Consider the following 23,444-nt stretch of genomic DNA (forward strand, 5'->3'; position numbering starts at 1 on the left):
TCTTTTTCTAGCAAACAAATTATTAACCATAAATCTATATTATAATGGCAAGGATTTTTTCAATGAAAAAAATATTATTTAGTTTATTGGGATTAACTATACTCTTATGCGGATGTCATTATGAAAAAAGTTATTTCTATGAGTTAGGTGATTTAAATAATAAAATTGATGTTTATTATTTTATAGATATTGACAAGAGCGATACTTATTCAATTTATATTAATTACTTTGTGGATGACATAAATAAGTGGGGAGAAACAATAGATCTTATAAGAACCGAAAGTAATACAGGAAAATATAAATCATCAATTTCAATATTCGATGAAAACAATAAATTAATTTATTCCATAACTGAATACCCCATACGGTTGCATCACCATAGTTCTAATCCAGCTGACAGAGTCATTTCTGTGGATGCATTTCCTAAATATTTTTATTTAGAAAAAGGGAGAAAATATTACTTTAAAATTAATATTGATAATATAGACTTAAGCTCTCTTGATAATTATCGAAAACAAATTGAAATTACTCTTTTATACAAAGCAAAGTAACGAGGTAAATGATGACTTATTCAGTAACCATCCATATTGCAAATAGAGGAACACCTTTGAAAAAAGGCGGAACTTCTTCAGTTGGTCATATGTGGTATGAAATCAATGATTATAAATCCAAACCCAAAAGTTACGGATTCGCACCTCTTGAACATGGAAAAGCATTTGGAAAAGGTCATGTATACGATGATGACAGTGACAACTACTTATCGACTTCTTATTCTAGAACAATAGAAATTACAAAAGAACAATATGAGCGATTAAAAGACTTTGGAGAACATTCCTCTAATTATGGTTTTGATAGAGACTATAATGGGTTATGGAATAGTTGCATTGATTTTACTTGGAGAGCATTAAATGTCGGGGGTATTAATCCTGTTAAAGATTTTGATGGAATGTTATGGCCAACATGGAATGAGTCTTGGTCTAATATGTTACCTGGAAGTGAGCCACTTTTCCCATATGGAGATGATGGTTACCAATGTTTAAAACCTTGGGTGGAACAGCCACCACGCACTAACAAAGCCCACGGCTACGACCCATTGGTTATCAACCTAGACGGCAAAGGCATTCAAACTCTCGCCCCCTCTTCTGTCAGCGCACGCTTCGACCACAACGCAGACGGCATCGCAACCGCTACGGGTTGGACAGCAGCAGGTAATGGTATTTTGGCATTGGATTTGGATAACAACGGCAAGATTGATTAGTGGTAAAGAAATTTTTGGTAATCATTCGGTTTTGTCTAATGGTGCGACAGCCGCTCATGGTTATGCAGCACCGGCAGAATTAGACAGCAATCACGATAATCTCATCAATCAAGCAGATGAATTGTTTAGCAGCCTGAAAGTATGGCAAGACATCAATCAAGATGGTATCTCCCAAGCCAATGAATTGTTCACTCTGGACGCATTAGATATTCAATCGCTTAATTTAGAACATCAAGAAAATAGCAAAGATTTAGGTAATGGCAACCGTTTAACTCATATCGGCAGCTACACTAAAATAGACGATACAACTGGTGAAATGGGCGATGTAGAATTTGCTAGCAACAGTTTGTATAGCCGTTACACCGATACGGTAGAGCTGACACCTGAACAATTAAAAGCTCCTAATTTACAGGGTTTAGGTCGCTTACGTGATTTACGCTGAATTAACCAGTAATGTTAAATAGTTTTGATATTTCAGGCAGCCTGAAAGCTAATTGAAGTATCAGAATTATAAAAATAAGAACAAGTCTTAAAGATGTTGACTGTAATTTTAAATTGTGATAATTTTTGTAAAATTTCTGTTGCAAGGATAAGTTAATGAGTAACTTGAAATGCGTGGGTGCAAGCACCCACCCTACGCTTGCTATTCAAGCAACAAATAGTTTTTTAGGTAGTATTGGTAGAGATAATAAAATACAAACACAGTTTCCTTATATGCTTCTCTTGATAATATATTCTTGAATTTAAAAAGCGTATCAGGATACCCAAGAACTTTTAAATAAGGATAATTTTATGTTTAATCCAAAAATATTTTTATATTCTATTTTAATTTTTTTTGTGGTTGCCTGTGATTTTGGATTTCCTAAAATGAAGGTGGATTTTTCCCTTTTGCCAGATAATGAAATAAGCAACTACATTATCAATGTATATCCCAACAACCCAAATAATCTTAAGTATATTTTTGAAGAAAAATTAGCTGGTAATCACAACTCGGAAAATATTAAAAATGTGGCATCTGGAATGGGTATGACTTGTACGGATACTCTATGCTCATATAGGGCGGTAGTAAAGCAGAGTATCGTTATTCATGGAGAGAAAAAAAATTCAACATTTAATTTTTATATAGAAATTGATCCGAATAGAGGGTTGGATTCTTTTGTGAGCAAGAAGTTTTAATTTTGTTATTTTAGGATGATAATTATGAGTCAATCAGAAAACTATAGAATTGTAAAATCACAACTTCCATTAGTCGGTGGGATGGGCGGACATAATTTTATAGCCGTTTTAGATCCTAGTGGAAAGGTTGTTCACGAACTTAATGGATTAGCAACATCTGAAGATGGGGCAATCAAACCTATAGGTTACTTGCCTTCAGATAGATTAAAAGTTTATTCCGAAACAGAAGCTGGAGGTTTTTTCTACAATCCATCACAACGTCAACAGACTTTGTATGAGGGTTCTTACGAAAGCGTAATGGATAAATACAATAAAGGTTATGAAGCAGGCAAGAAAATCAATGATCAGAATCTTCCTTACCCTTTCTTTGGATTAGGCAAAAACAGCAATTCCGTAGCATCAACATTACTAAATCAGATGGGTTTGGACGACCCAGATTTAGGTAATGCATTGACACCAGGCGAAGGTTCTTTATTACTTCCTGAAAAAAATTGGTGCGATCCGAGCGATTGGAAAGATTGGCAAGATGAAGTAAACCGAGACGGCAAAGCCTACGGCTACGACCCCCTAATCCTAAACCTAGACGGCAAAGGCATTCAAACTCTCGCCCCCTCTTCTGTCAGCGCACGCTTCGACCACAACGCAGACGGTATCGCAACCGCTACGGGTTGGGCAGCAGCAGGTAACGGTATTTTGGCGTTAGATTTGAATAACAACGGCAAAATCGACAGCGGCAAGGAAATCTTTGGTAACCATTCTGTTTTGTCTAATGGTGCGACAGCAGCTCATGGTTATGCAGCACTGGCAGAATTAGACAGTAATCACGATAATCTCATCAATCAAGCAGATGAATTGTTTAGCAGCCTGAAAGTATGACAAGACATCAATCAAGACGGCATCTCACAAGCCAATGAATTGTTTACATTACAAGCATTGGGTATTCAATCTCTTAATTTAGAACATCAAGAAAATAGCAAAGATTTAGGCAATGGCAACCGTTTAACCCATATTGGTAGCTACACTAAAATAGATGGTACAACTAGTGAAATGGGCGATGTAGAATTTGCTAGCAACAGTTTGTATAGTCGTTACACAGATACGGTAGAGCTGACACCTGAACAATTACAAGCTCCTAATTTACAGGGTTTGGGACGTTTGCGCGATTTGCGCGAGGCTGCCGCATTGAACGCTGAATTAGCAGATACGTTAAAAACCTATGCTGCTGCTCAAACCAAAGAAGAACAAACAGCATTGTTGAGTGAGTTGGTTACTAAATGGGGTGCAACTGACCCATTCAAATCCAAAACAGATGCGTTTACTTTATCTAGTGATTTGATTTTGACTGATAACGAGGGCATTGGGTTGACACCCACTCAAATCGCAGAATGGCGCAAAGGTATTGTGTTAGATGCTCAAACCAAAGCCGATTTTGAAGCTGTACGCAGCAAAATTGCCGTTCTTGATGCGTTTACAGGCGAAAAATCTGAAACGCTCTACTTTGGTACGCAAGCACAAGCTCGTCAAATTATTGATACGGTTAATCAAACTTATGATTCATTGGCAAATAATATCTATCAGGGTTTGTTATTCCAAACACGTTTACAGCCTTATTTGAATGAAATCGGCTTTAAATTAGATGATAAACAACAATTTACGTTAGATTACACCGATGTTCAAACCAAATTTCAAGAAACTTTTGCAACCAATGCTCAAAAAGCCTTTGTAGATTTAGGCGAATTTTTGGCTTTTGGTAGTGCAAAAGATTGGACTGCTGGAATGTCGTTGCTTTCTGATTTCGCTAAACAGGGTAAAGAGAGCGGTCAATTACAAGACTGGCTGAATGTACTAGGTGATAAAGCAGCTACCATTTTGGCAGAACAAAATGGTGATGCTGCTAACAATGTCTTACAAGCAGTTGGTTTGCTCGGTCGTGATGTATTGAATGGTAATGGGGGCGATGACCGTTTAATCGTAGGTTCTGCTACTGCTGTTGTGAATGGTGGTAATGGCTCTGATGTGTACGAGTTTAATAAAGGTTTTGGTGCAACCACGATTTACAATAGCGATACATCAGACAAACGTCATGATGTGGTACGTTTGAACGGTGTGAGCAAAGATGCCATTTCTTATAAACGCAATGGTAATGACCTGATTATTCGTGTATCTGGTGAGCAAAACAGTATTACTGTTAGCAATATGTTTGCTGGCGATGTTTTAACTCAACATATTGATGCGATTGAATATGACGGTGGTCAAATCAGCCTAGCAGAAATCAAAGAAACGCTGTTACGTGGTACAGATGGTAACGATTTCTTACAGGGTTATGGCGATGATGATACGGTTCATGCAGGGGCAGGAAATGACCATATTGAAACCTACAATGGCAATGACACCATTTACGCAGGGTTAGGCGATGACAATATTGATGCGGGCGGCGGTAACGATAGGATTTACCTAGAAACAGGAAATAATCGCGCTTATGGTGGAGATGGGGACGATACCATTGTTTCAGGCAGCCTGAATGATATTTTAGAAGGTGGAATGGGTTCTGATACCTATATTTTTGGTAAACAATTCGGTCAAGATACCGTTTTAAACTTCAATCCGCAACACGATAAAGATGTGCTGAAATTTACTCATACACGATTAAACGATGTCACCATTCACCGCAATGAAGCTGATTTATTGATTACGCAAAAAGACGGTCAGCAAGTTACTGTTCAAAACTTCTTTGAAAAAGACGGTAAGGGCGATTACACCGTTCAACGTATTGAATTTGCTGATGGCAAACAACTCAACACCGAGCAACTGCGTCAATGGGTCATCAGTCCGACTCGTGGTGATGATAAGCTGTATGCTTATACAGATGGCGGTAAATTGTATGGTGGTAACGGTAACGATACCTTAATAGGTAATGCAAGCATTGATTACCTTGTAGGCAATAATGGTCATGATACCTTAGCCGGTGGCAAAAATGATGACCGCTTAGAAGGGGGTTCTGGTAACGATACCTATCTTTTCAATCTTGGTGATGGCAATGACCGAATTTATGATAGTGCTGGTAATGATACTTTAAAACTAGGATCAGGTATTGCAAAACAAGATTTATGGTTTAGCCGCAATGGTCGTGATTTGACAGTTCAAGTATTGGGTCAAACAGACAGCGTAACCGTTGAAGATTGGTTTGGCATTATTCCGCGTAGGATTGAAACCATTCAAACCCATGACGGCTCACATCTTGATGTGAGTGCAGTACAAAAATTGGTACAAGCAATGGCGTCATTCGCTCCTGAAACAGGAAGTGGGTTAGGTGTTCTTGAACAAATGAAAGAATATTCACAGCAGGTATTCGCTGCAAATAACCTGTAATGTTTTGCGTAAAATCTGACTAAAGCCGCCTCATAATTTAGGGTGGCTTTTTGTTATATTAGCAAATATGAAACCACGATACTAAGAACCTGTATTCGCAAAAATGATAAAATATCTTGGGGCTATCCTAGATAACTGGGGAAATTCAAATTAAGTTAGAATTATCCCTATGAGAAAACGTAGTTTCAGCAAAGCTAAAAAGTCGTCTAAGTCAGTACAAACAAAATAAACTCATTGAGTTATTTGTCGCAGGCGTAACTGTAAGAACAGCAGCAGAGTTAGTAGGTGTTATAGTGAATTAAATTTAGATTAGTACAGCGTTGCCAACTCCCTTATGTACTAGGTGTACACGGCGGTCGTTGTCGCCTTGTCCTAATCTAAATTTAATCCACTATAATAAAAATACCGCAGCCTATTATTTTCATCGTTTACGATTACTTATCTATCAAAACAGTCCACATTTAGAAATGTTTGATGGCGAAGTAGAAGCAGATGAAAGTTATTTTGATGGGCAGCGAAAAGGTAAATGCGGTCGCGGTGCTGCTGGTAAAGTCGCTGTATTCGGGCTCTTGAAGCGAAATGGTAAAGTTTACACTGTTACCGTACCGAATACTAAAACAGCCACTTTGTTACCCATTATTCGTGAACAAGTTAAACCTGACAGCATCGTTTATACGGATTGTTATCGTAGCTATGATGTATTAGATGTGAGCAACAAAGCTATTTTAACTCCGCTGAAACTTCGTTTTCGTATCAATCACAGCACACATTTTGCTGAACGACAAAACCATATCAACGGAATTGAGAACTTTTGGAACCAAGCAAAACGTCATTTACGCAAGTTTAACGGCATTCCCAAAGAGCATTTTGAGCTGTATTTAAAGGAGTGCGAATGGCGTTTTAACAACAGTGAGATAAAAGTTCTTGTTCTATTTTAAAACAATTAGTAAAATCGAGTTTGTCCTAGTTATCTAGGACAGCCCCAAAATGAAAAAGCAGCCTGCACTTTTAATCAACCAAAAGTGCAGGCTGCTTTGTCTATTTCAGGAAAATTGTCTAGGTCATGCGCTGCGCTCTAAATTCAAGCAGCCTGCACTTTTTTCCAATGCAAATCTTGCGCGACCAAACGCACAGGCGTATTGGCTGCACCATACGCATCGTAGCCGCCAATGCGTTGAATCACTTCCAAGAAAAAGCGGTTTTCAATGATTTGCGAATAAACGTGCAAAAACTCGCCGCCCTTACCGTCTATGTCATACAGCATATGATGGGCGCGAAGTTTTGCCACAAATGCATCGTCCAAATCAAAACGTGCTTGCAAATCATCATAATAATTTTCGGGAATGTCCAACAGCTGTGCGCCGTTTTCACGCAGCGTTTTCACGGTGCTAAAAATGTTATCGCTGGCAAAGGCAATATGCTGCACGCCGCTGCCTTTATAGTTTGCCATAGAACGCGACACCACCGTGTTTTGGTTGTCCGATGCGTTCAGCGGAATGTGAATCGCGCCATTTTCACTGCGAACCAAGCGGCTTTTCATCAAGCCATAGAGGTCGGGCAAACTCATATCGGCGTCGTGGCGGAATCCAAAAATAGAGCGGAAATGCAGCGTCCAGCCGTCAATGCGGTCGGCAGGAATGCCCCACGCCAAGGCTTCGTAGCCCACTTGCACATCGTGTTTTTTGGCGACTTCGCCCAGCGCAAACAAATCGCCCGCCACAATATCATCGTTATGAATCGTGGTGGGCTGCACATTGCTGCACACCAAAATTTTATTTGTACCCAATTCGTGCATCAAATCAAATTTGCGCTCGGCTCGTTCCAATTGTTGCGCCAAACGCCCACGCGCACGCCTTCAAAATCGCGAAACAGCTGAAACAGCATGATTTCCAGCCCCAAGTCTTTGCACATTTTGCGAACATCGGCAGGGCTGCCATCAAAATAAAGCAAGTCGTTTTCAAAAATTTCCACGCCATCAAAACCCACGCCTGCAATGGCGCGAAGTTTTTCGGGCAAAGTGCCGCTCAACGACACGGTGGCGATGCTGTGTTTCATACAAACCTTTCAATATTGCACAATACTTAATGCTAAAAATTTTGAATTTTTGAAATAAAATAATAAAAATTAGATGATTTTTATTATTAAATATACATAAATAGTTGTTTTATAGCTAAAAAATGCAACGCATAATGTTGCACAAAATCGCCAAATTAAACAGCCTTATTCTGATGATTTTATTTTGCTTATTTTTTAGGCAATTTTATTTTTTAATTTGATTTCAATCGTGTAATATAGTTATCCACAACTTATTAAGTGTTTTGTCCTGTTTTAAATTAAGTAAATTTGTACAAAAATGCTTGTTACAGCAAATTGATAGCGTTATAGTCAGTCTTGCCTTCGGGCAATTTTCTATTACTTTTGAAAAGGATTGCATGATGAAACGTGATTTTGAAGCACAAAAAGAAGCACTCTTGAAAGAAATTCGCACCGTATTGAATGATGTCGAAGCCTTGTATGATGAAGGCGTAGAACGCGGCGCGGAAGAAACTCAAGCCTTAAAAGCGAAATTGCAAGCACGATTGGGCAACGCGCAATCTACTTTGCAAAATTTGGAAGACCGCACGGTGGAACAGGTTAAATACCACGCCAAACGCGCCGATGAATATGTAAACGATAAGCCTTATTACGCCATGGGCTTTGCCGCTTTGGCTGGCTTGGTGGTGGGCGTGTTGCTCAATCGCCGTTAATTGGGTTGTTTAGATAACCAAAGCAGCCTGCATTTTTGTATGTTTACAAAAGTGCAGGCTGCTTTTTTCACGTTTTTTATATATCAGGGGCAAAATACCTGTTTACAAATCAAACCACGCCGACACAGGTGCATGGTCGCTGGGTCGTTCTTGGGCGCGTTCTTCCAAATCCACACGCACATCGTGCAGGCTGCTTGCCAAACTTTGGCTGGCTAAAATGTGGTCAATACGTAAACCTAATTTACGTTGGAACATCGCGCCACGATAGTCAAACCAAGTGTAGTGCACACCCGTTGGGTGAATTTGGCGCAGGCAATCGGTTAAACCCAAATCCAGCAAAGTTTGAAACCAAGCGCGTTCTTCGCTGGAACAATGGATTTGCTCGCGCCATTTTTCGGGGTCGTACACATCGTCATCAGCAGGCGCAATATTGAAATCGCCCAACAAAACCAGTTTGTCATATTGCTGCATTTGCTCGCGTACCCATTGCGTGAGCGCGGCAAACCATTGGCGTTTGTAGACAAATTTGTCGCTTTCTAGCGATTCGCCGTTCACGCAATACACGTTAATCACGCGCACGCCGTTGATGGTTGCACTAATCACACGGCGTTGTGGGTCATCGGGTAGCGCAGGCAAGCCTGTTTGCACATCTTCAATCGCATGACGGCTAATGATTGCCACACCGTTATAGGTTTTTTGACCGCTCCACGCGCATTGCCAGCCCATCATCTGCAAGGCGGCAGCAGGGAATTTGTCTTGTTCCAACTTCAATTCTTGCAGCACCAACACATCGGGCTGATGCTGACTTAACCAGTTGCTCACATGCGGCAGGCGCACGTTGAGCGAGTTCACATTCCAAGTCGTGATATTCATGTTATTTCTTTCGGGTTGATAGAAAGCGCGCGCAACACGTTTTTGATTTCATCAGATGTGATGCGATATTGCATAATTCGCATAAAGCGCGTGTAGTCTACCATACCAAGCTGCCGCATTTTGTACAAATGGTTACCCACTTGCGTGGCAGTCAAACCCGTGGCTTGCACCAATTCTTGCAGGCTGCTTTCGTGTTCCAGCAGCAACAGCAAAATCGACAATCGCTCGCTATTGGACATGGCTTTGAGCATATCCGATGCGTTATTTAAATTTGAATGGCTTTTTGTGTTCATCATTATTGCAACTTATTTTGATTACTTATTACTATTGCTTTATACGATTGCAGGCTGCTTGACACGATATCGAAGCAGCCTGCATTTTTTATAACAATGTTTATTTAACTTGCGCGTTTGGATTAGGGTTAATCAAAATCTCCACACGACGGTTTTGAGCGCGGCCATAATCGGTGCTGTTGTCGGCGATTGGCTGACGCGAACCTTGACCCGATACGCTCATGCGATTAGCGGCTACGCCACGTTGATTCAAATACGAAGCAACGGCATTAGCGCGGTTGTATGACAATGGATTGTTAATCGCGTCTGAACCTGTGCTGTCGGTGTGACCTACAATCGTAATCGTGGTTTCGTTATACGTTGCCAAAGTTTGCGCCGCGTTTGCCAAAGCCGATTGTGCCGCTGGCGACAAATCGTAACGACCCGTGGCAAACGTTACGTTTTCTGGCATCGTCAATTTGATTTGGTTGCCTTGGCGTTCTACTTCTACGCCTGTGTTGGCAAGTTGTTCACGCAATTTGGTTTCTTGGTAATCCATGTAACCGCCCACGCCCGCACCCAACGCGCCACACGCCAACGCAGAGTTACGCGCACCTGTGCTGCCATGTGTTAATGCACCCACGATACCACACGCCACTGCCGCACCTACGCCATAAACCGCGGTTTTGCTGGCTTGTTGCTGACCTTGTGCGTTGGTTACGCAACCGCTCAATGCCAAAGCAGAAGTCGTTGCGATGATGATGAGTTTTTGAGACATTTTCATGATGTTTTTTCCTTGTGTGAAGACAGTTAAATGGAATAAGCCAAATGTGCAGGCTGCTTTTGATGCTGTCTGCACAATATAAATTGGTCGCGCAATATAGCTTATTTTTATCAAGTCGCGGATTTTTTAACGCTAAATTACGTTTTACAACTTGGCTTGGCGCAACTGCTTGTCCGACAAAGTCCACAGCAAAATCATGCCCACCACCGTGCTGGCAAACATACCGCCAGCCATCACATTTGCCGTACCATTGTGTAACAAAGTCACCACAAAACCTGCGCCTGCACCAATGAGCGATTGCGATGACGACAACACGGCGTTTGCGCTGCCACCCATTTCGGGCTTGAAGTTGCCCATAAACAAGGCTTGCGAATTGGCGGCAATTAAACCTTGTGCGCCCACCGAACACACCACGCACGGCACAAACCACCAAAATGCAGGCTGCTTGGCAATCATCACGCTGCTAAACAGCAATAAATTGGCGGTAAATTGAATGATGATGCCTACCAACAACAAATGGTGCGATTCCCAGTTGCGCTTCAAACCAAACGCGGTCAGTCGGTTGCACGACATCATCATCACGATATTGCAACCAAACACCCATGCGTATTGCGTGGGCGACAAGCCGTACAGTTTCATGTAAACAAACGGCGATTCGCTCAAAAACACCAGCATAGATGCGAATGATGCAGCTTGATAGAACAAAAATCCCAACGCAGCTTTATTGCTCAAAACGGCATAATAACGGCTGCCGATTTGACGGACTTGTTCGCGCGTAATCGGCTCGGCAGCTTTGCGTTGTGGCAAAAAGCGGAACAGTAAAATGGTTACAAAAGTCGCGTAAATAAACAAAAACGCAAAAATACTGCGCCAACCAGCCAATCCGCGCAAAAATGAGCCAAACAACGGCGCAATCAATGGTGCTGCCATAACGATAATGCCGATTAGGGCGAACATTTGTGCGGCTTCGCGTCCTTGATAGTTATCGCGCACCACCGCGCCGACCACGACCGCACTCATGCCTGCACCCAATGCCTGCACGATGCGTAGGGTTAGCAACTGGTCGGCGGTTTGCACAAAAATCAAGCCAAAACTGCCGATTAAGTAAATACACAAGCCAACCAATGCGATGTTGCGGCGACCTTTGATGTCGGATAGCGAGCCGCCTGTAATCTGCCCAATGGCAATGCCGAGCATGAAGCTGCTTAAACTTTGCTCAATGTGATGAATGTCGGCATTGAGCGCAGTGGAAATGTCCAACAATGCAGGCAAATAGGCATCAATGGAAAACGGCATAATGGTGATGAGCATAGCGAGTAAGGCTGCCATGTGTCCGCGTGAAAGCGGTTTGGTGGGTTTATAGAGTTTCATAATGTTTTGGGATTAAACCCTGAAAATTAAAATTTGTTTTATAGTGAAATGGAATCGCAATAGTACGGCGTTGCGAACGCCCTTATGTGCTATTTGCACACGGCGGTCGTTGTCGCCTTGTCCTAATCTAAATTTAATCCACTATATTTTCTGTTACCTAAATTGTACGTTAGATTCCTGCCTACGCAGGAATGACGGCGGATAGCATTTCACATTAAAGTGCAGGCTGCTTTTTGTCGGGGTCAAGACCCCGACCTACGAAACAACTGCCTATCCACCAGCCAAATCAGCAACAAAATCGGCAAGCCAATTAGCGTAGTAAACAAGAAAAATTGCGGATAGCCAATTTCCTGCACAATCGCGCCCGAATAGCCACCCAAGATTTTGGGCGACAGCGTCATCAAAGACGACAACAGCGCGTATTGCACCGCCGTGAAGCGGATATTGGTCAGGCTAGACAAAAATACGACAAACACGGTGGTTGCCAAGCCGCCAGCCAAATTGTCCAAGCCCACGGCAATATACAGCCATGCGGTGTTTTTTTCGTGCAACGCCAGCCACATAAACAGCAAATTGGTTGAAGCTGCCAAAATCGCGCCCAGCATCATCATGTGCATAATGCGAATTTTTTGCGCCAACACGCCACCTGCAAAACCGCCCAGCAACGACATCAACACGCCAAAAGTTTTGACGGCAGCGGCAATTTGTTCTTTATCAAAGCCCAAATGAACGTAAAAAATATTGGAAATCACGCCTGCGACAATGTCGGAAATGCGATACAAGCCAATCAATGCCAGCAACAGCAAGGCGCGTTTGCCATAGCGTTGAAAGAAATCGGCAACAGGCGTAACCCATGTTTGATAGACTTTTTGCTGACTCGCTACGCCCAGTTTGACCAAAAAGCAGCCTGCACCCGATGCGCCTGCAATCGCCAATAATAAATGTCCGCTTTCCAACGCAAAGGCGGTTAAAGGCGCGTTTTTGACGCTGGGAAACCAATCGGACGATGCGCGATACACACCAATCAATGCACACACCGATAGCAAAAACACAGCAAACAATCGGGCATTGTCTAGCGCGTTAATGGGTGCAGGCTGCCTGTGTTGTTCGGGTTCGTGCGCCAACCACGTTGCCAACAAACCCACGCTCATAACGGCTGCCATCGTCCAATAGGTTTGTTGCCACGCGGCATACACATATTGCTGTTCGGTTGAGCCAAACCAGCTTGCCAACCACAAACTGCCTGCGCCTGCAACAATCATGCCCAAGCGATAACCTGCGGCATAAGTAGACGACAACACGGTTTGCAAAGCAGGATTGTCGGGCGCGAGTTCAATGCGATAGGCATCAATCACCACATCTTGTGTGGCAGACGAAAAACCCAGCAACACCGCCGCCAATGCCATCAAGTGCAGGCTGCTTTCGTTTTGAGGATTGATGTTCGCCATCAACACAATCGCCAACATAATCAAACTTTGCGACAAAACCAGCCAAGCGCGGCGTTTGCCTAAACTGCGCGTCAAAAACGGCAACGATAAGCTGTCTATCAGCGGCGACCAGATGAATTTGAACGAATAGCCCAAGGCTGCCCAGCTAAACTGCGTAACCGTTTTGATGTTGATACCTGCTTCGTTGAGCCAAAACGACAAAGTAGAAAAAATCAACAAAATAGGCACGCCAGCCGAAAAACCCAGCAGCAGCAACAAACCTGCGCGGCGGTCTAAATACGCAGCAAGCGATTGGGCGACTTTGTTTGTCATATCAAAATCCGTTTTCCAAAATAATTTGCCCTGCCAATTTGTTGCGGTGCATGGCAAAGCCTTGTTCCAGCAGCGTTTTGAATGTGTCTTGTACCATGGCTGGGTTGCCGCAAATCATAAAACGGCTGGTTTGTGGATTAAATGGCAAACCAATGGCTTGGGCAAGTTGTCCATTTTGCAAACCAGCAGGCAGCCTGCAATGCAGCATGTCGGCATCGGTTTCGCGCGTGGTAACGGGGACAAAACGCAATTTGGCATAAAACTCGCCCACCAAAGGGTGTTCGGCAAGGTTGGCGATAAAATCGTTGAAAATCAAATCGTTTTGGTGCGACACGCTATGCACCAACGCCAAATGTTCAAAACGTTGCCAAATTTCGGGCTGCTGCAACATGGACAAAAACGGCGCAATGCCCGAACCTGTGGACAGCATAATCAAATCTTGCCCATCGGGAAAACGCTGTGGCATAAAAAAGCCTTGTGCGGTTTTGTCCAACAAAATTTCATCGCCTGCTTGCAAGTTGGCAAAATTTGCCGACATTGCGCCGCCTTCAATCAAAATCACAAAAAATTCCAATTCATCGGCGTATTCGGCAGACGTTACCGAATAGGCGCGCCAAATATAACCCTGCCCTTCGCGAAAGCCCAAACGCGAAAATTGCCCAGCGGCAAAACGGTAGCTGCTGGGGCGCGTCATGGCAAAGGTTAGGTGTTTGGGGCTATGGCGTTTGACCCATAGGACTTTTTCGCTGGTGAATTTTTGTTCGCTGGTCATGGTGTTTCTTTCTGGTTGCAGGCTGCTTTTGGGGCGCGATGTGGGTTAAATGCAATACCATCAAAGCAGCCTGCACTTTATTGATACTGGATTACGGTTTCATCTATACGAATTAGCCTTGCGTTGCAAAAACTGGAATCTTAATTTGCCGTCATTCCCGCGCAGGTGGGAATCTATCTAACTGATTTAGTTATTTAGATTTATCATCTATTACTTAAATATTACGTTAGATTCCTGCCTACGCAGGAATGATGGCGTGGTCGTAACGTGCAGGCTGCTTTTTAACTATAACTATCGCCCAAAATCATCGTACCAATACCCTTATCGGTAAAGATTTCCAACAGCAACACATTTGGCACTCTGCCATCAATAATATGCACCGCTTTCACGCCATTTTGCGCAGCTTCCAATGCCGATGCGATTTTGGGCAACATGCCGCCCGACAGCGTGCCATCGGCAACCAATGCGTCAATTTTGCTGGGCGTTAAGTTGGTCAAAAGATTGCCTTGTTTGTCCATTACGCCTGTGATGTTGGTCATCAACACCAATTTTTCGGCATTGAGTTCTTGCGCCAAGCGTCCTGCCACTAAATCGGCATTGATATTGAACGCTTCGCCATTTTCGCCCACACCAATCGGTGCAATCACAGGAATGTAGCCAGCCGCCGCCATTTGATGAATTAGCGTGCAGTCCATGCTTTCAATTTCGCCTACTTGTCCGATGTCTACCGCTTTTTGTTCGGGCGTGTCCACCGTCAATTTTTTGGCGCGAATAAAATGGTTGTCGCGCCCTGTAACGCCCACCGCTTTGCCGCCGTGTACGTTCAACAGCGACACGATTTCTTTGTTTACATGACCGCCCAACACCATTTCTACGATGTTCATGGTTTCGGTATCGGTTACGCGCATACCCTGTACAAACTCGCCCACTTTGCCGACCTTTTCCAGCATTTCGTTGATTTGCGGGCCGCCGCCATGCACGATAACAGGGTTAATCCCCACTAATTTGAGTAACACAATATCTTTGGCAAAACCTTCTTTTAGGTGCGGTTCGGTCATGGCGTTGCCGCCGTATTTGATGACCAAGGTGCAGCCTGCAAAACGGCGAATATAGGGCAAGGCTTCGGACAAAATCCCTGCTTTGTCTTGTGCGGATACAGTTTGAATAGACACGATGACATTCTCAAAAAATCAATAAAATCGTGCATTATACACTTCAAAAGCAGCCTGCAACTTTCAGATAGATTTTATCCAGTGTTACAGCGCACAACAAAAAATCACACAATCGTAGGGTGCGCATGGCACACCCTACATCAACATCATCAAACACAAAAGCAGCCTGCACTTTTTGCGTTATAATTGCGTTTTCACTCAACCACATCACGCAAAACACTATGCCGCAATCCAACCGAATCTTGTGTCGCGAACGCAGCTTGCTCGCATTCAATCGCCGCGTTTTGGCACAAGCACAAGATGCCAATATCCCACTTTTGGAACGACTCAAATTCCTGTGCATTGTATCTTCCAACCTAGACGAATTTTTTGAAGTGCGTTTGGCATACCTAAAACGCGAACACCGCGCCAATCCCAATCTCATTCTAGACTCGGGCTTAACTTCAGCCGAAACGATTGATATTGTGAGCCAAGAAGCACAACAGCTTATCCACGAACAATACCAATTATTCAACGATGTTTTACTGCCAGCGTTGGAACAAGAAAACATTGTGTTTTACCGCCGCCGCACATGGACAAGCGCACAACGCGAATGGATTGAAGATTTTTTCAACCGCGAATTGTTGCCGATTTTGACCCCAGTCGGTTTGGACGCATCGCACCCATTTCCGCGCTTGCTGAATAAGTCATTGAATTTTGTGGTAGAACTAGATGGCAAAGACGCATTTGGACGCGCATCGGGCATGGCGATTGTACAAGCACCACGCATTTTGCCGCGCGTGGTTAAGCTGCCACCCGAATTGTGCGACAACCAACACGGCTTTGTGTTTTTGTCGTCCATTGTGCATGAATATGTGTACAAATTATTCCGCGGCATGACAGTTAAAGGCTGCCACCAATTCCGTATCACACGCGACAGTGCGTTAATGGTAGATGAAGACGATTTAAGCAACCTGCGTCAAGCGGTGCAAAACGAGTTGCGCGACCGTGATTTTGGCGATGGCGTGCGCTTGGAAATCACCGAAAGCTGCCCAGCCCACATCAGCGAATTTTTGCTACAACAATTCCAGTTGAGCAAACGCGATATGTATCAAGTAAACGGCCCTGTGAATTTGGTGCGCTTAATGGCAGTCCCCGACATGGTAGAACGCGCCGATTTGAAATTTGCGCCCTATCGCGCCCAATATCCCAAAAATTTGCGTAAAACTTCATCGCTACTCAACGAAATCGCCAAGCAAGATATTTTGTTGCACCACCCCTATCAAAGTTTTGAGCCTGTGGTCAAATTTATCCGCGACGCAGCACACGACCCCGATGTAGTGGCGATTAAAATGACGATTTATCGCACAGGCACAAACTCTGCGCTTGCCGATGCGCTGCTTGCCGCTGCCGAAGCAGGCAAACAAGTAACCGTAGTGGTGGAATTAATGGCGCGATTTGACGAAGCGAACAACGTCAAATGGGCGCGGCGTTTGGAAGAAGCAGGCGCACATGTGGTTTATGGCGTGTTTGGCTACAAAATTCATGCAAAAATGGCTTTGGTGATTCGCCGCGAACAAGGCAGCCTGCACGCCTACGCGCATTTGGGTACGGGCAATTATCATCAAGGCACATCGCGGCTTTATACCGATTTTGGCTTGCTCACCGCCGACCCTGCGATTACGCGCGACATCAACACTTTGTTTATGGAAATTACAGGGTTAGGTCAAGCCAACAAATTAAAAAAAGTGTATCAAAGCCCGTTTACGTTACACAAAATGGTGATGGACAACATTGCGCGTGAAACCGAAAACGCCCAAGCAGGCAAACCTGCGCGGATCATCGCTAAAATGAATTCGTTGATTGAACCGCAAGTGATTGAAGCCTTATATCGTGCCAGCTCGGCAGGCGTGCAAATTGATTTGATTGTGCGCGGTATGTGTGCGTTGCGTCCGCAAGTGGCAGGCTTGTCCGACAACATTCGCGTGCGTTCTATTATTGGGCGATTGCTGGAACATTCGCGCGTGTATTATTTTTTCAACGAAGGCAAGGAAGACGTGTTCATTGCCAGCGCGGATTGGATGGGGCGCAACTTTTTTAGCCGCATTGAAACCGCCACGCCGATTGAGCAGCCTGCACTCAAACAACGTGTGATTGAAGAAGGTTTGACGTTTGCGCTGCACGACAACATTAAAGCGTGGGAAATGCACGGCGATGGCAGCTACACGCGCATTCAAGCTGGCTCGGAACAAGAGCAGATTGGTTTGCAAGAAACGCTGTTGCAGCGGTACGCGCAGTAAACACAAAAAGCAGCCTGCACTTTATCTTTCCCAAAGTGCAGGCTGCTTTGTATGCAAAACAACTAACCACTCACTCGCCCTGCACTGCTTTTGCTTTGATTTTTTGTTTCACAATATCCAAAATCTGCTTATCGGCATACCAATGCCCATCGCTCCATTGCACCGCGCCATTTTCTGCCACAAAATTTTCTTGTTTTGCCAACACATCATCGCGCTCCACAATTTTGACTCGCCGCCATTTACCCCAATCGCACACAGGCAAATCGTGCCAAGCAGCCTGCACTTCCGCATCGTGCAAAGCGTAATCCTGCTGCTCACACGCAGGCGAACACGTTTGACCGCTGGCAACCACAGGGCAAGGCGCGTTCGCAGGCAAAGTCGTTGGCAAAATGCCCAGCAAAGTCGGACAAAGATGCCATTTTTTTGCCCACGCCAACAAAACGCGCTTGGCTTGCTTGGGATACACAAACAAACCATGCGACAACTGCGTCAAGCAGCCTGCACTCAACGCGCGCACTTTGGCTTGCAAACGCCCCTGCTCCGACACAAATTGCACCGTATATCGCCCCGTTGCCGCCGTGTCTTCGCAACCCAACTGCTGCATGGTTTGCAAACGCAACACCGCCGCGTGCAGGCTGCCTACGGTTGGCACAAATTCAAACGACACCGCCAATTTTATCCATGCAGGCTGCTTGCGTAACGCAGGCACAATCTCGCGAAACGCCTGTTCGTGCGCCCACACATTGACCACATTGCCAGCTGCATCGCGCCAAATAGACACGCCACAGCCATCTGTTACACGGCTCAACGCTTTGCAAACGCCTGTTGCCACGTTTTCAGGCAACGGACACGGCTGCATCAACTGCTCTATCCACTGACGCATCGCCCCTGCCCCATGCTCTTGCAACGCCTGCTGCAAAAATTGCGCCAACGCGTCCACATCTGCCATGGCACGATGACGAGACGGCACAATCAAACCATTTCGCTCAATAATGCTATCCAAGCTATGTTTATGATATTGAGGATACAATTTGCGCGACAACTGCACGCTACACAAAGTCAAAGCCGCAAACGCCACACCAGCGCGTTGGCATTCGTTGCGCCAAAACGTGTAATCAAAACGACTGTTGTGCGCGATAAACAACGCACCGCGCAGCAAAGGCAACAAATCGGGCAAAATTTTTGCCAACGCAGGCGCACGGCGCACCATTTGGTTATCAATACCCGTCAATTTTTGCACAAACGGCGAAATTTCTTTTTGCGGATTAACCAGATAGCTCACACGTTGCACATCGCCCTGCCAAAAGCGCAAAAAAGCCACTTCGGTAATGCGGTCTTGCACAAAATGACCGCCTGTGGTTTCCAAATCCAAAATCACCACAGGCATATTCAACGTATCAAAAAATTGCGCCAAATCAGAAAAGTTCATCATCATCAAGAAAGGTTGAGAAATCACGCACATTATACGACAACGCCTATTTTTATACAAAAAAGGCTTGACAAGCAAATTGGGTGTATATAGAATTACGTTCTTTGCTGCTGCACCCGTAGCTCAGTTGGATAGAGTATTTGGCTACGAACCAAAGGGTCGGGCGTTCGAATCGCTCCGGGTGCGCCACGCAAACTTTTTTATCCGCGCCCATCGTCTAGCGGTTAGGACATCGCCCTTTCACGGCGGTAACCGGGGTTCGATTCCCCGTGGGCGTGCCAGTTTATAAAACCCTGCTATGTTTGTAGCAGGGTTTTGTTTTATGTTGATTAAAAGTGCAGGCTGCTTTTGAAACTTCAAGGATTCAGCGCAATGAACATCAAAAAACACCCCATCCTTATTTTATTGCTCGCCATTATGATGATGGCATTTGTTCAGCGTACACCTTTGGTCGCATTCGGGCCGGTTGTCAGCACCGTCAGCCAAGAATTAGCACTATCTGGCACAATGTCGGGCGTGATTGCCGCCGTGCCTTTGCTCACTTTTGCCGTATTCTCTCCATTCGCAGCGCGTTGGGCAAACCGTTGGGGCATGGAGCGCGTGTTGATTGGCTCTATTGTGGTGTTAATAATGGGTTTAGTAGTTCGCATCGCCCTGCCCTCGGTCGTACTCTTATTGCTGGGTACGTTGATTATTTCTGCTGCCATTGCCATGAGTAATGTTCTGTTGCCTGCTCTTGCTAAACGCGATTTGCCGACACGAGTGGGGCTGGTTATCGGCGTGATTTCTATCACTATGTCTATTTCGTCTGCACTAGCCGCCGCCGTTGCCATGCCGCTTGCTAACCAATTTGGCTGGCAATGGTCATTGGGCGTATGGATTGTGCCTGCCATGGGCGCATTGTGTATGTGGCTTGTGTGGCAACAAAAATTTCAGGCGCACTTTGCCCAACCTGCATCGTTATCCACACCCGAGCACGCCAACCCCAATCCAAGCAGCCTGCACGTTTGGCGATTGCCAGCCGCGTGGACAATAAGCATTTTTATGGGCGTACAATCGCTCGGTTTTTATTCTATTACCAATTTCTTGCCTGCCATGTTAATTGAAAAAGGCGCAACTGCCGTGCAGGCTGGTTTGTACGCATCGGTCTTTCAAGCCGCATCGTTGATTAGCATTGTGATTTCGCTATTCATTTTCCCAAAAAGTTCCCACAAACAAGGCTGGACAATGCTGCTAACCAGCTTGATTTTATTGGGTATGATAGGCATTTGGCAGCTCCCCCTATCGCAAACCTTATTTTGGGTCTTGCTACTCGGCACAGGCATATCAGGCACTTTTTCCATTATCATGATGCTGTTTGCGCTACGCACCGACAGCACACAAGAAGCCGCCGCCTTATCGGGCATGGCGCAATCGGTAGGCTATTTAATCGCCTGTTTAGGGCCGTTGGGCATCGGTTTTTTGCACGATTGGTTCGGCACATGGAACGCATCGCTCGGCATCTTAACCATACTTATGGCGATTGAAACCGCGTTGGCATGGTTTGCTTCATCGCCCAAAACATTGCGTCAGACCATGCAATAGACTATGCAATAAACCCAAAAGTGCAGGCTGCTTTTGGTGTTAAAATAGCTGCACTCAAATCAATCAAGTAAACCATAATGAAAAAACAAACCAAACACTTCCCCTTTTTGCGCGTGCAGCAACAACGCTTTGCGCTTGCCTACATCAACAACAGCAGCGCAAACGATGTCCCCAGCGAAAAGCAGTTTTACCAATGGATTTGGCACGCGCTCAAAAATTTTTATCGCTATGCCGAGCTGTCTTTGGTGCTGCTAGACGAAGAAGCGGCACGACAATACAACCGCGATTATCGTCAAAAAGACTACGCCACCAATGTATTGAGTTTCGCCCACAACGAAGGCGAGTTTTCTTTTGTAGAACAAGATAATATATTGCGTGGCGATTTAATTATCTGCCCACAAGTCGTGGCAAAAGAAGCGGCAGAGCAAGGCAAATCGCTGCACGACCATTTCGCGCATTTGGTCATTCACGGCACACTGCATTTGATTGGCTTTGACCACATTCAAGACGATGAAGCCGAGCAAATGGAGCAGCTAGAAACCGAATTATTGGCGCAACTTCGCATTGCCAATCCGTATGCCGAGCAATAAGCCAAGCAGCCTGCACTTTAATCCACACAGAAAAATAATATGGACACTCAATCCCCCAGTTTAATCAATCGCTTATTCAAACGCGTTTCGGGTCATTCGCCCGATAATTTGGACGATTTATTCAGCATTTTGCGCCAAGCCAACGCGCAAGATTTGATTGACAGCGACACGCTATCACGACAAGAAAACTTGTTAAAATTCAATCAAAAACAAGTACGCGATGTGATGATTAGCCGCGCCCAAATGGACGTACTCAAAACCACCGACAGCATTGAGCGGATTATTGCTTACACAGTGGACACGGCGCATTCGCGTTTTCCTGTCATCGCCGAAGACAAAGACCACGTTATCGGCATTTTGCACGCCAAAGACTTACTCAAATACGTTTCCAATGCCGACAATTTTAAGCTGGAACACATTTTGCGCCCTGCCGTGTTTGTGCCAGAAGGCAAGCCGCTGCCCACGCTGTTAAAAGAATTTCAAAGCCAACGCAACCACATGGCGATTGTAGTGGACGAATACGGCGGCATTTCGGGCTTGGTTACATTTGAAGATTTGATTGAAGAAATTGTCGGCAAAATTGAAGACGAATTTGACGAAGACGACAGCGCGGACAATATTTCCGCTGTGTCGGCAGAACGCTGGCGTATTAAAGCCACCACCGAAATTAGCGATTTTAATCAACACTTTGGCACACAATTTAGCAATGAAGAAGTGGATACCATTGGCGGATTGATTATTCACGAATTGGGGCATTTGCCTGTTCGTGGCGAAAAAGTACAATTGGGCGATTTGCTGTTCAACGTGGCACGAGCGGATAATCGCCGTTTGCATACGCTAATGGTTACGCGATTGAAAGACACCGAGCAGTAAGGCAAAGTGCAGGCTGCTTTTTTAACGATTTTATTTATGGAGAACGAACTATGTTAGACATTCAAAACAACACCTTAATCCCCACCGTGATTGAACAAAGCGGACGCGGCGAACGCGCTTTTGACATTTATTCACGCCTGTTAAAAGAGCGCATTATTTTCTTGGTGGGCCCTGTGAACGACCAAACCGCCAATTTGGTTGTGGCGCAAATGCTGTTTTTGGAAAGCGAAAACCCCGACAAAGACATTTATTTTTACATCAATAGCCCAGGTGGCAGCGTAACCGCAGGCATGAGCATTTATGACACGATGAAATTCATTAAACCCGATGTGCAAACTTTGTGCTTGGGTCAAGCGGCGAGCATGGGCGCGTTTTTGCTGTCGGCTGGCACAAAAGGCAAGCGTTTCGCCCTGCCCAATAGCCGCGTGATGATTCATCAACCGTTGATTAGTGGTGGCTTGGGTGGTCAAGCGTCTGATATTGAAATTCATGCACGTGAATTGTTGAAATTAAAAGAAAAGCTGAATCAAATGTTAGCAGAACACACAGGCAAAACCCTTGCCGAAGTGGAACGCGACACCGACCGCGATAATTTCATGTCGGCGCAAGAAGCGATGGAATATGGTTTAATTGATAAGGTGATTACGTCTCGCAACGAAGTCGCATAAATAGTAAATGAAAATTGCAGGCTGCTTTTTATAGATAAACCAAGCAGCCTGCACATTGTTATCCACATAAATAAGGATAATCCCATGAATTTCCGTTATTTAACCCTAATAGCAGCCTGCACCTTATTAGCCGCCTGTGCCCTAACGCCCGAACAGCAAGCCGCACGCGAAGCCGCGCAAAAGCAATATCAACAGCAACTACAAGTCCAACTGGCGGCACAATGCGACCCAGCCACCGCCGCCGTGATGCAAGAATACTTCACATCGCCGCCACCTGCCGATGAAAAAGCGCGTCAAGCCTTTCGCCTGCGCTATGTGGAAAAAGTGAACGACCCCATATTCCAAGCCTGCTACAAAATGGCATGGCAAAACCACATCGCCCAGCAACAAATCCGCGAAATGCAACGCTACTACGACCGCCCTAACCCATTTTATCCTTGGCATCACCCATTTTGGTGGTAACGCGC

The 23,444-nt window shown here is 44.8% G+C and carries 23 protein-coding genes, 2 tRNA genes and 2 pseudogenes; 17 read left to right on the forward strand and 10 right to left on the reverse strand.

Going from position 1 to position 23,444, the window contains the following annotated elements:
* Positions 1–62: 62 nt before the first annotated feature.
* From BQ5809_RS00345 to BQ5809_RS00365, 8 genes and pseudogenes are all read left to right on the forward strand, one after another.
* A complete protein-coding gene (locus BQ5809_RS00345) occupies positions 63–551 on the forward strand; it encodes a hypothetical protein (RefSeq protein ID WP_032827764.1) in 489 nt (162 codons plus the stop codon).
* 8 nt (positions 552–559) lie between these two features.
* Positions 560–1,258 carry a hypothetical protein gene (locus BQ5809_RS11180; RefSeq protein ID WP_231954143.1) on the forward strand — a complete coding sequence of 233 codons (699 nt, stop codon included), beginning with the start codon at positions 560–562 and terminating at the stop codon, positions 1,256–1,258.
* The gene (locus tag BQ5809_RS00350; RefSeq protein WP_234982863.1) at positions 1,212–1,700 is read left to right on the forward strand and encodes a FrpA/C-like protein; all 489 of its coding nucleotides are present in this window, start codon (positions 1,212–1,214) and stop codon (positions 1,698–1,700) included. The genes BQ5809_RS11180 and BQ5809_RS00350 overlap by 47 nt, the downstream gene beginning before the upstream one ends.
* A gap of 350 nt (positions 1,701–2,050) precedes the next feature.
* Positions 2,051–2,434, forward strand: a complete 384-nt coding sequence (locus BQ5809_RS00355; protein ID WP_038302904.1) for a hypothetical protein — start codon at positions 2,051–2,053, stop codon at positions 2,432–2,434.
* A gap of 24 nt (positions 2,435–2,458) precedes the next feature.
* Positions 2,459–3,310 carry a hypothetical protein gene (locus BQ5809_RS11185; RefSeq protein ID WP_231954145.1) on the forward strand — a complete coding sequence of 284 codons (852 nt, stop codon included), beginning with the start codon at positions 2,459–2,461 and terminating at the stop codon, positions 3,308–3,310.
* Positions 3,311–3,349: 39 nt separating this feature from the next.
* Complete coding sequence (locus BQ5809_RS11190) at positions 3,350–5,803, forward strand: calcium-binding protein (protein WP_231954147.1); 2,454 nt, start codon at positions 3,350–3,352, stop codon at positions 5,801–5,803.
* Positions 5,804–6,000: 197 nt separating this feature from the next.
* Positions 6,001–6,093, forward strand: a pseudogene (locus tag BQ5809_RS10625) (IS1595 family transposase); the annotation flags it as partial.
* Between the two features lie 105 nt (positions 6,094–6,198).
* Positions 6,199–6,770, forward strand: a pseudogene (locus BQ5809_RS00365) (IS1595 family transposase); the annotation flags it as partial.
* A 114-nt stretch (positions 6,771–6,884) separates the two neighbouring features.
* Here the strand turns inward: BQ5809_RS00365 and BQ5809_RS11195 are convergent.
* Positions 6,885–7,640 carry a VOC family protein gene (locus tag BQ5809_RS11195; RefSeq protein WP_038307934.1) on the reverse strand — a complete coding sequence of 252 codons (756 nt, stop codon included), beginning with the start codon at positions 7,638–7,640 and terminating at the stop codon, positions 6,885–6,887.
* Entirely contained in the window at positions 7,598–7,858 is a 261-nt protein-coding gene (locus tag BQ5809_RS11050) for a sugar phosphate isomerase/epimerase (protein ID WP_003787386.1), read from the reverse strand. The genes BQ5809_RS11195 and BQ5809_RS11050 overlap by 43 nt, the downstream gene beginning before the upstream one ends.
* A 377-nt stretch (positions 7,859–8,235) precedes the next feature.
* On the opposite strand from BQ5809_RS11050, the gene BQ5809_RS00380 reads away from it, so the two are divergent.
* The gene (locus BQ5809_RS00380) at positions 8,236–8,550 is read left to right on the forward strand and encodes an ElaB/YgaM/YqjD family protein (RefSeq protein WP_407928301.1); all 315 of its coding nucleotides are present in this window, start codon (positions 8,236–8,238) and stop codon (positions 8,548–8,550) included.
* A gap of 102 nt (positions 8,551–8,652) precedes the next feature.
* On the opposite strand, the gene xth is transcribed toward BQ5809_RS00380, so the two are convergent.
* From xth to argB, 7 genes are all read right to left on the reverse strand, one after another.
* Entirely contained in the window at positions 8,653–9,423 is a 771-nt protein-coding gene (xth, locus tag BQ5809_RS00385; protein WP_003787382.1) for an exodeoxyribonuclease III, read from the reverse strand.
* Positions 9,420–9,719, reverse strand: coding sequence for a helix-turn-helix domain-containing protein (locus BQ5809_RS00390; protein ID WP_003787380.1), 300 nt, complete (start codon positions 9,717–9,719; stop codon positions 9,420–9,422). Before BQ5809_RS00390 ends, xth begins: the two co-directional genes overlap by 4 nt.
* A gap of 97 nt (positions 9,720–9,816) precedes the next feature.
* On the reverse strand, positions 9,817–10,479 hold the full coding sequence (locus tag BQ5809_RS00395; RefSeq protein WP_032133123.1) for a YiaD family glycine zipper/OmpA-like lipoprotein: 663 nt from the start codon (positions 10,477–10,479) through the stop codon (positions 9,817–9,819).
* 144 nt (positions 10,480–10,623) lie between these two features.
* A complete protein-coding gene (locus tag BQ5809_RS00400; RefSeq protein WP_003787376.1) occupies positions 10,624–11,850 on the reverse strand; it encodes a multidrug effflux MFS transporter in 1,227 nt (408 codons plus the stop codon).
* Between the two features lie 242 nt (positions 11,851–12,092).
* Entirely contained in the window at positions 12,093–13,610 is a 1,518-nt protein-coding gene (locus BQ5809_RS00405; protein WP_003787374.1) for an AmpG family muropeptide MFS transporter, read from the reverse strand.
* A gap of 1 nt (position 13,611) precedes the next feature.
* Positions 13,612–14,382 (reverse strand): ferredoxin--NADP reductase, encoded by a 771-nt coding sequence (locus tag BQ5809_RS00410; RefSeq protein ID WP_003787372.1) that lies wholly within the window; start codon positions 14,380–14,382, stop codon positions 13,612–13,614.
* A gap of 281 nt (positions 14,383–14,663) precedes the next feature.
* Complete coding sequence (gene argB, locus BQ5809_RS00415; RefSeq protein ID WP_003787371.1) at positions 14,664–15,554, reverse strand: acetylglutamate kinase; 891 nt, start codon at positions 15,552–15,554, stop codon at positions 14,664–14,666.
* A 221-nt stretch (positions 15,555–15,775) separates the two neighbouring features.
* Here argB and ppk1 point away from each other — a divergent pair, with 221 nt between their 5' ends.
* On the forward strand, positions 15,776–17,833 hold the full coding sequence (gene ppk1 / locus BQ5809_RS00420; protein WP_003787366.1) for a polyphosphate kinase 1: 2,058 nt from the start codon (positions 15,776–15,778) through the stop codon (positions 17,831–17,833).
* A 70-nt stretch (positions 17,834–17,903) separates the two neighbouring features.
* Here the strand turns inward: ppk1 and BQ5809_RS00425 are convergent, their stop codons facing one another.
* Positions 17,904–19,295, reverse strand: coding sequence for a 3'-5' exonuclease (locus tag BQ5809_RS00425; protein WP_003787364.1), 1,392 nt, complete (start codon positions 19,293–19,295; stop codon positions 17,904–17,906).
* Between the two features lie 79 nt (positions 19,296–19,374).
* Between BQ5809_RS00425 and BQ5809_RS00430 the strand changes: the two genes are divergently transcribed.
* From BQ5809_RS00430 to BQ5809_RS00460, 7 genes are all read left to right on the forward strand, one after another.
* Positions 19,375–19,451, forward strand: a tRNA-Arg gene (locus tag BQ5809_RS00430).
* Positions 19,452–19,468: 17 nt separating this feature from the next.
* Positions 19,469–19,543 (forward strand) — tRNA-Glu (locus tag BQ5809_RS00435).
* Between the two features lie 91 nt (positions 19,544–19,634).
* Positions 19,635–20,846, forward strand: coding sequence for an MFS transporter (locus BQ5809_RS00440; protein WP_003787363.1), 1,212 nt, complete (start codon positions 19,635–19,637; stop codon positions 20,844–20,846).
* A 77-nt stretch (positions 20,847–20,923) separates the two neighbouring features.
* Positions 20,924–21,436 carry an rRNA maturation RNase YbeY gene (gene ybeY / locus BQ5809_RS00445; RefSeq protein WP_003787361.1) on the forward strand — a complete coding sequence of 171 codons (513 nt, stop codon included), beginning with the start codon at positions 20,924–20,926 and terminating at the stop codon, positions 21,434–21,436.
* A gap of 39 nt (positions 21,437–21,475) precedes the next feature.
* Positions 21,476–22,309 (forward strand): HlyC/CorC family transporter, encoded by an 834-nt coding sequence (locus BQ5809_RS00450; RefSeq protein WP_003787359.1) that lies wholly within the window; start codon positions 21,476–21,478, stop codon positions 22,307–22,309.
* A gap of 50 nt (positions 22,310–22,359) precedes the next feature.
* Positions 22,360–22,977 carry an ATP-dependent Clp endopeptidase proteolytic subunit ClpP gene (gene clpP, locus BQ5809_RS00455; protein ID WP_003787357.1) on the forward strand — a complete coding sequence of 206 codons (618 nt, stop codon included), beginning with the start codon at positions 22,360–22,362 and terminating at the stop codon, positions 22,975–22,977.
* Between the two features lie 84 nt (positions 22,978–23,061).
* Positions 23,062–23,439 (forward strand): hypothetical protein, encoded by a 378-nt coding sequence (locus BQ5809_RS00460; protein WP_003787354.1) that lies wholly within the window; start codon positions 23,062–23,064, stop codon positions 23,437–23,439.
* The last annotated feature ends 5 nt before the right edge of the window (positions 23,440–23,444 follow it).

This window comes from Kingella kingae ATCC 23330 (assembly GCF_900111845.1).
Classification (GTDB): domain Bacteria; phylum Pseudomonadota; class Gammaproteobacteria; order Burkholderiales; family Neisseriaceae; genus Kingella; species Kingella kingae.

Coding starts and splice junctions, on each gene's coding strand:
- BQ5809_RS00405 (WP_003787374.1), bottom strand. CDS start 13,610: ATGACAAACAAAGTCGCCCAATCGCTTGCTGCGTATTTAGACCGCCGC.
- BQ5809_RS00425 (WP_003787364.1), bottom strand. CDS start 19,295: ATGTGCGTGATTTCTCAACCTTTCTTGATGATGATGAACTTTTCTGAT.
- BQ5809_RS00450 (WP_003787359.1), top strand. CDS start 21,476: ATGGACACTCAATCCCCCAGTTTAATCAATCGCTTATTCAAACGCGTT.
- ybeY (WP_003787361.1), top strand. CDS start 20,924: ATGAAAAAACAAACCAAACACTTCCCCTTTTTGCGCGTGCAGCAACAA.
- BQ5809_RS11180 (WP_231954143.1), top strand. CDS start 560: ATGATGACTTATTCAGTAACCATCCATATTGCAAATAGAGGAACACCT.
- BQ5809_RS00355 (WP_038302904.1), top strand. CDS start 2,051: ATGTTTAATCCAAAAATATTTTTATATTCTATTTTAATTTTTTTTGTG.
- ppk1 (WP_003787366.1), top strand. CDS start 15,776: ATGCCGCAATCCAACCGAATCTTGTGTCGCGAACGCAGCTTGCTCGCA.
- clpP (WP_003787357.1), top strand. CDS start 22,360: ATGTTAGACATTCAAAACAACACCTTAATCCCCACCGTGATTGAACAA.
- BQ5809_RS00400 (WP_003787376.1), bottom strand. CDS start 11,850: ATGAAACTCTATAAACCCACCAAACCGCTTTCACGCGGACACATGGCA.
- BQ5809_RS11185 (WP_231954145.1), top strand. CDS start 2,459: ATGAGTCAATCAGAAAACTATAGAATTGTAAAATCACAACTTCCATTA.
- BQ5809_RS11050 (WP_003787386.1), bottom strand. CDS start 7,858: ATGAAACACAGCATCGCCACCGTGTCGTTGAGCGGCACTTTGCCCGAA.
- BQ5809_RS00440 (WP_003787363.1), top strand. CDS start 19,635: ATGAACATCAAAAAACACCCCATCCTTATTTTATTGCTCGCCATTATG.
- xth (WP_003787382.1), bottom strand. CDS start 9,423: ATGAATATCACGACTTGGAATGTGAACTCGCTCAACGTGCGCCTGCCG.
- BQ5809_RS00395 (WP_032133123.1), bottom strand. CDS start 10,479: ATGAAAATGTCTCAAAAACTCATCATCATCGCAACGACTTCTGCTTTG.
- BQ5809_RS00380 (WP_407928301.1), top strand. CDS start 8,236: ATGATGAAACGTGATTTTGAAGCACAAAAAGAAGCACTCTTGAAAGAA.
- BQ5809_RS00345 (WP_032827764.1), top strand. CDS start 63: ATGAAAAAAATATTATTTAGTTTATTGGGATTAACTATACTCTTATGC.
- BQ5809_RS00460 (WP_003787354.1), top strand. CDS start 23,062: ATGAATTTCCGTTATTTAACCCTAATAGCAGCCTGCACCTTATTAGCC.
- BQ5809_RS00390 (WP_003787380.1), bottom strand. CDS start 9,719: ATGATGAACACAAAAAGCCATTCAAATTTAAATAACGCATCGGATATG.
- BQ5809_RS00410 (WP_003787372.1), bottom strand. CDS start 14,382: ATGACCAGCGAACAAAAATTCACCAGCGAAAAAGTCCTATGGGTCAAA.
- BQ5809_RS00350 (WP_234982863.1), top strand. CDS start 1,212: ATGGTATTTTGGCATTGGATTTGGATAACAACGGCAAGATTGATTAGT.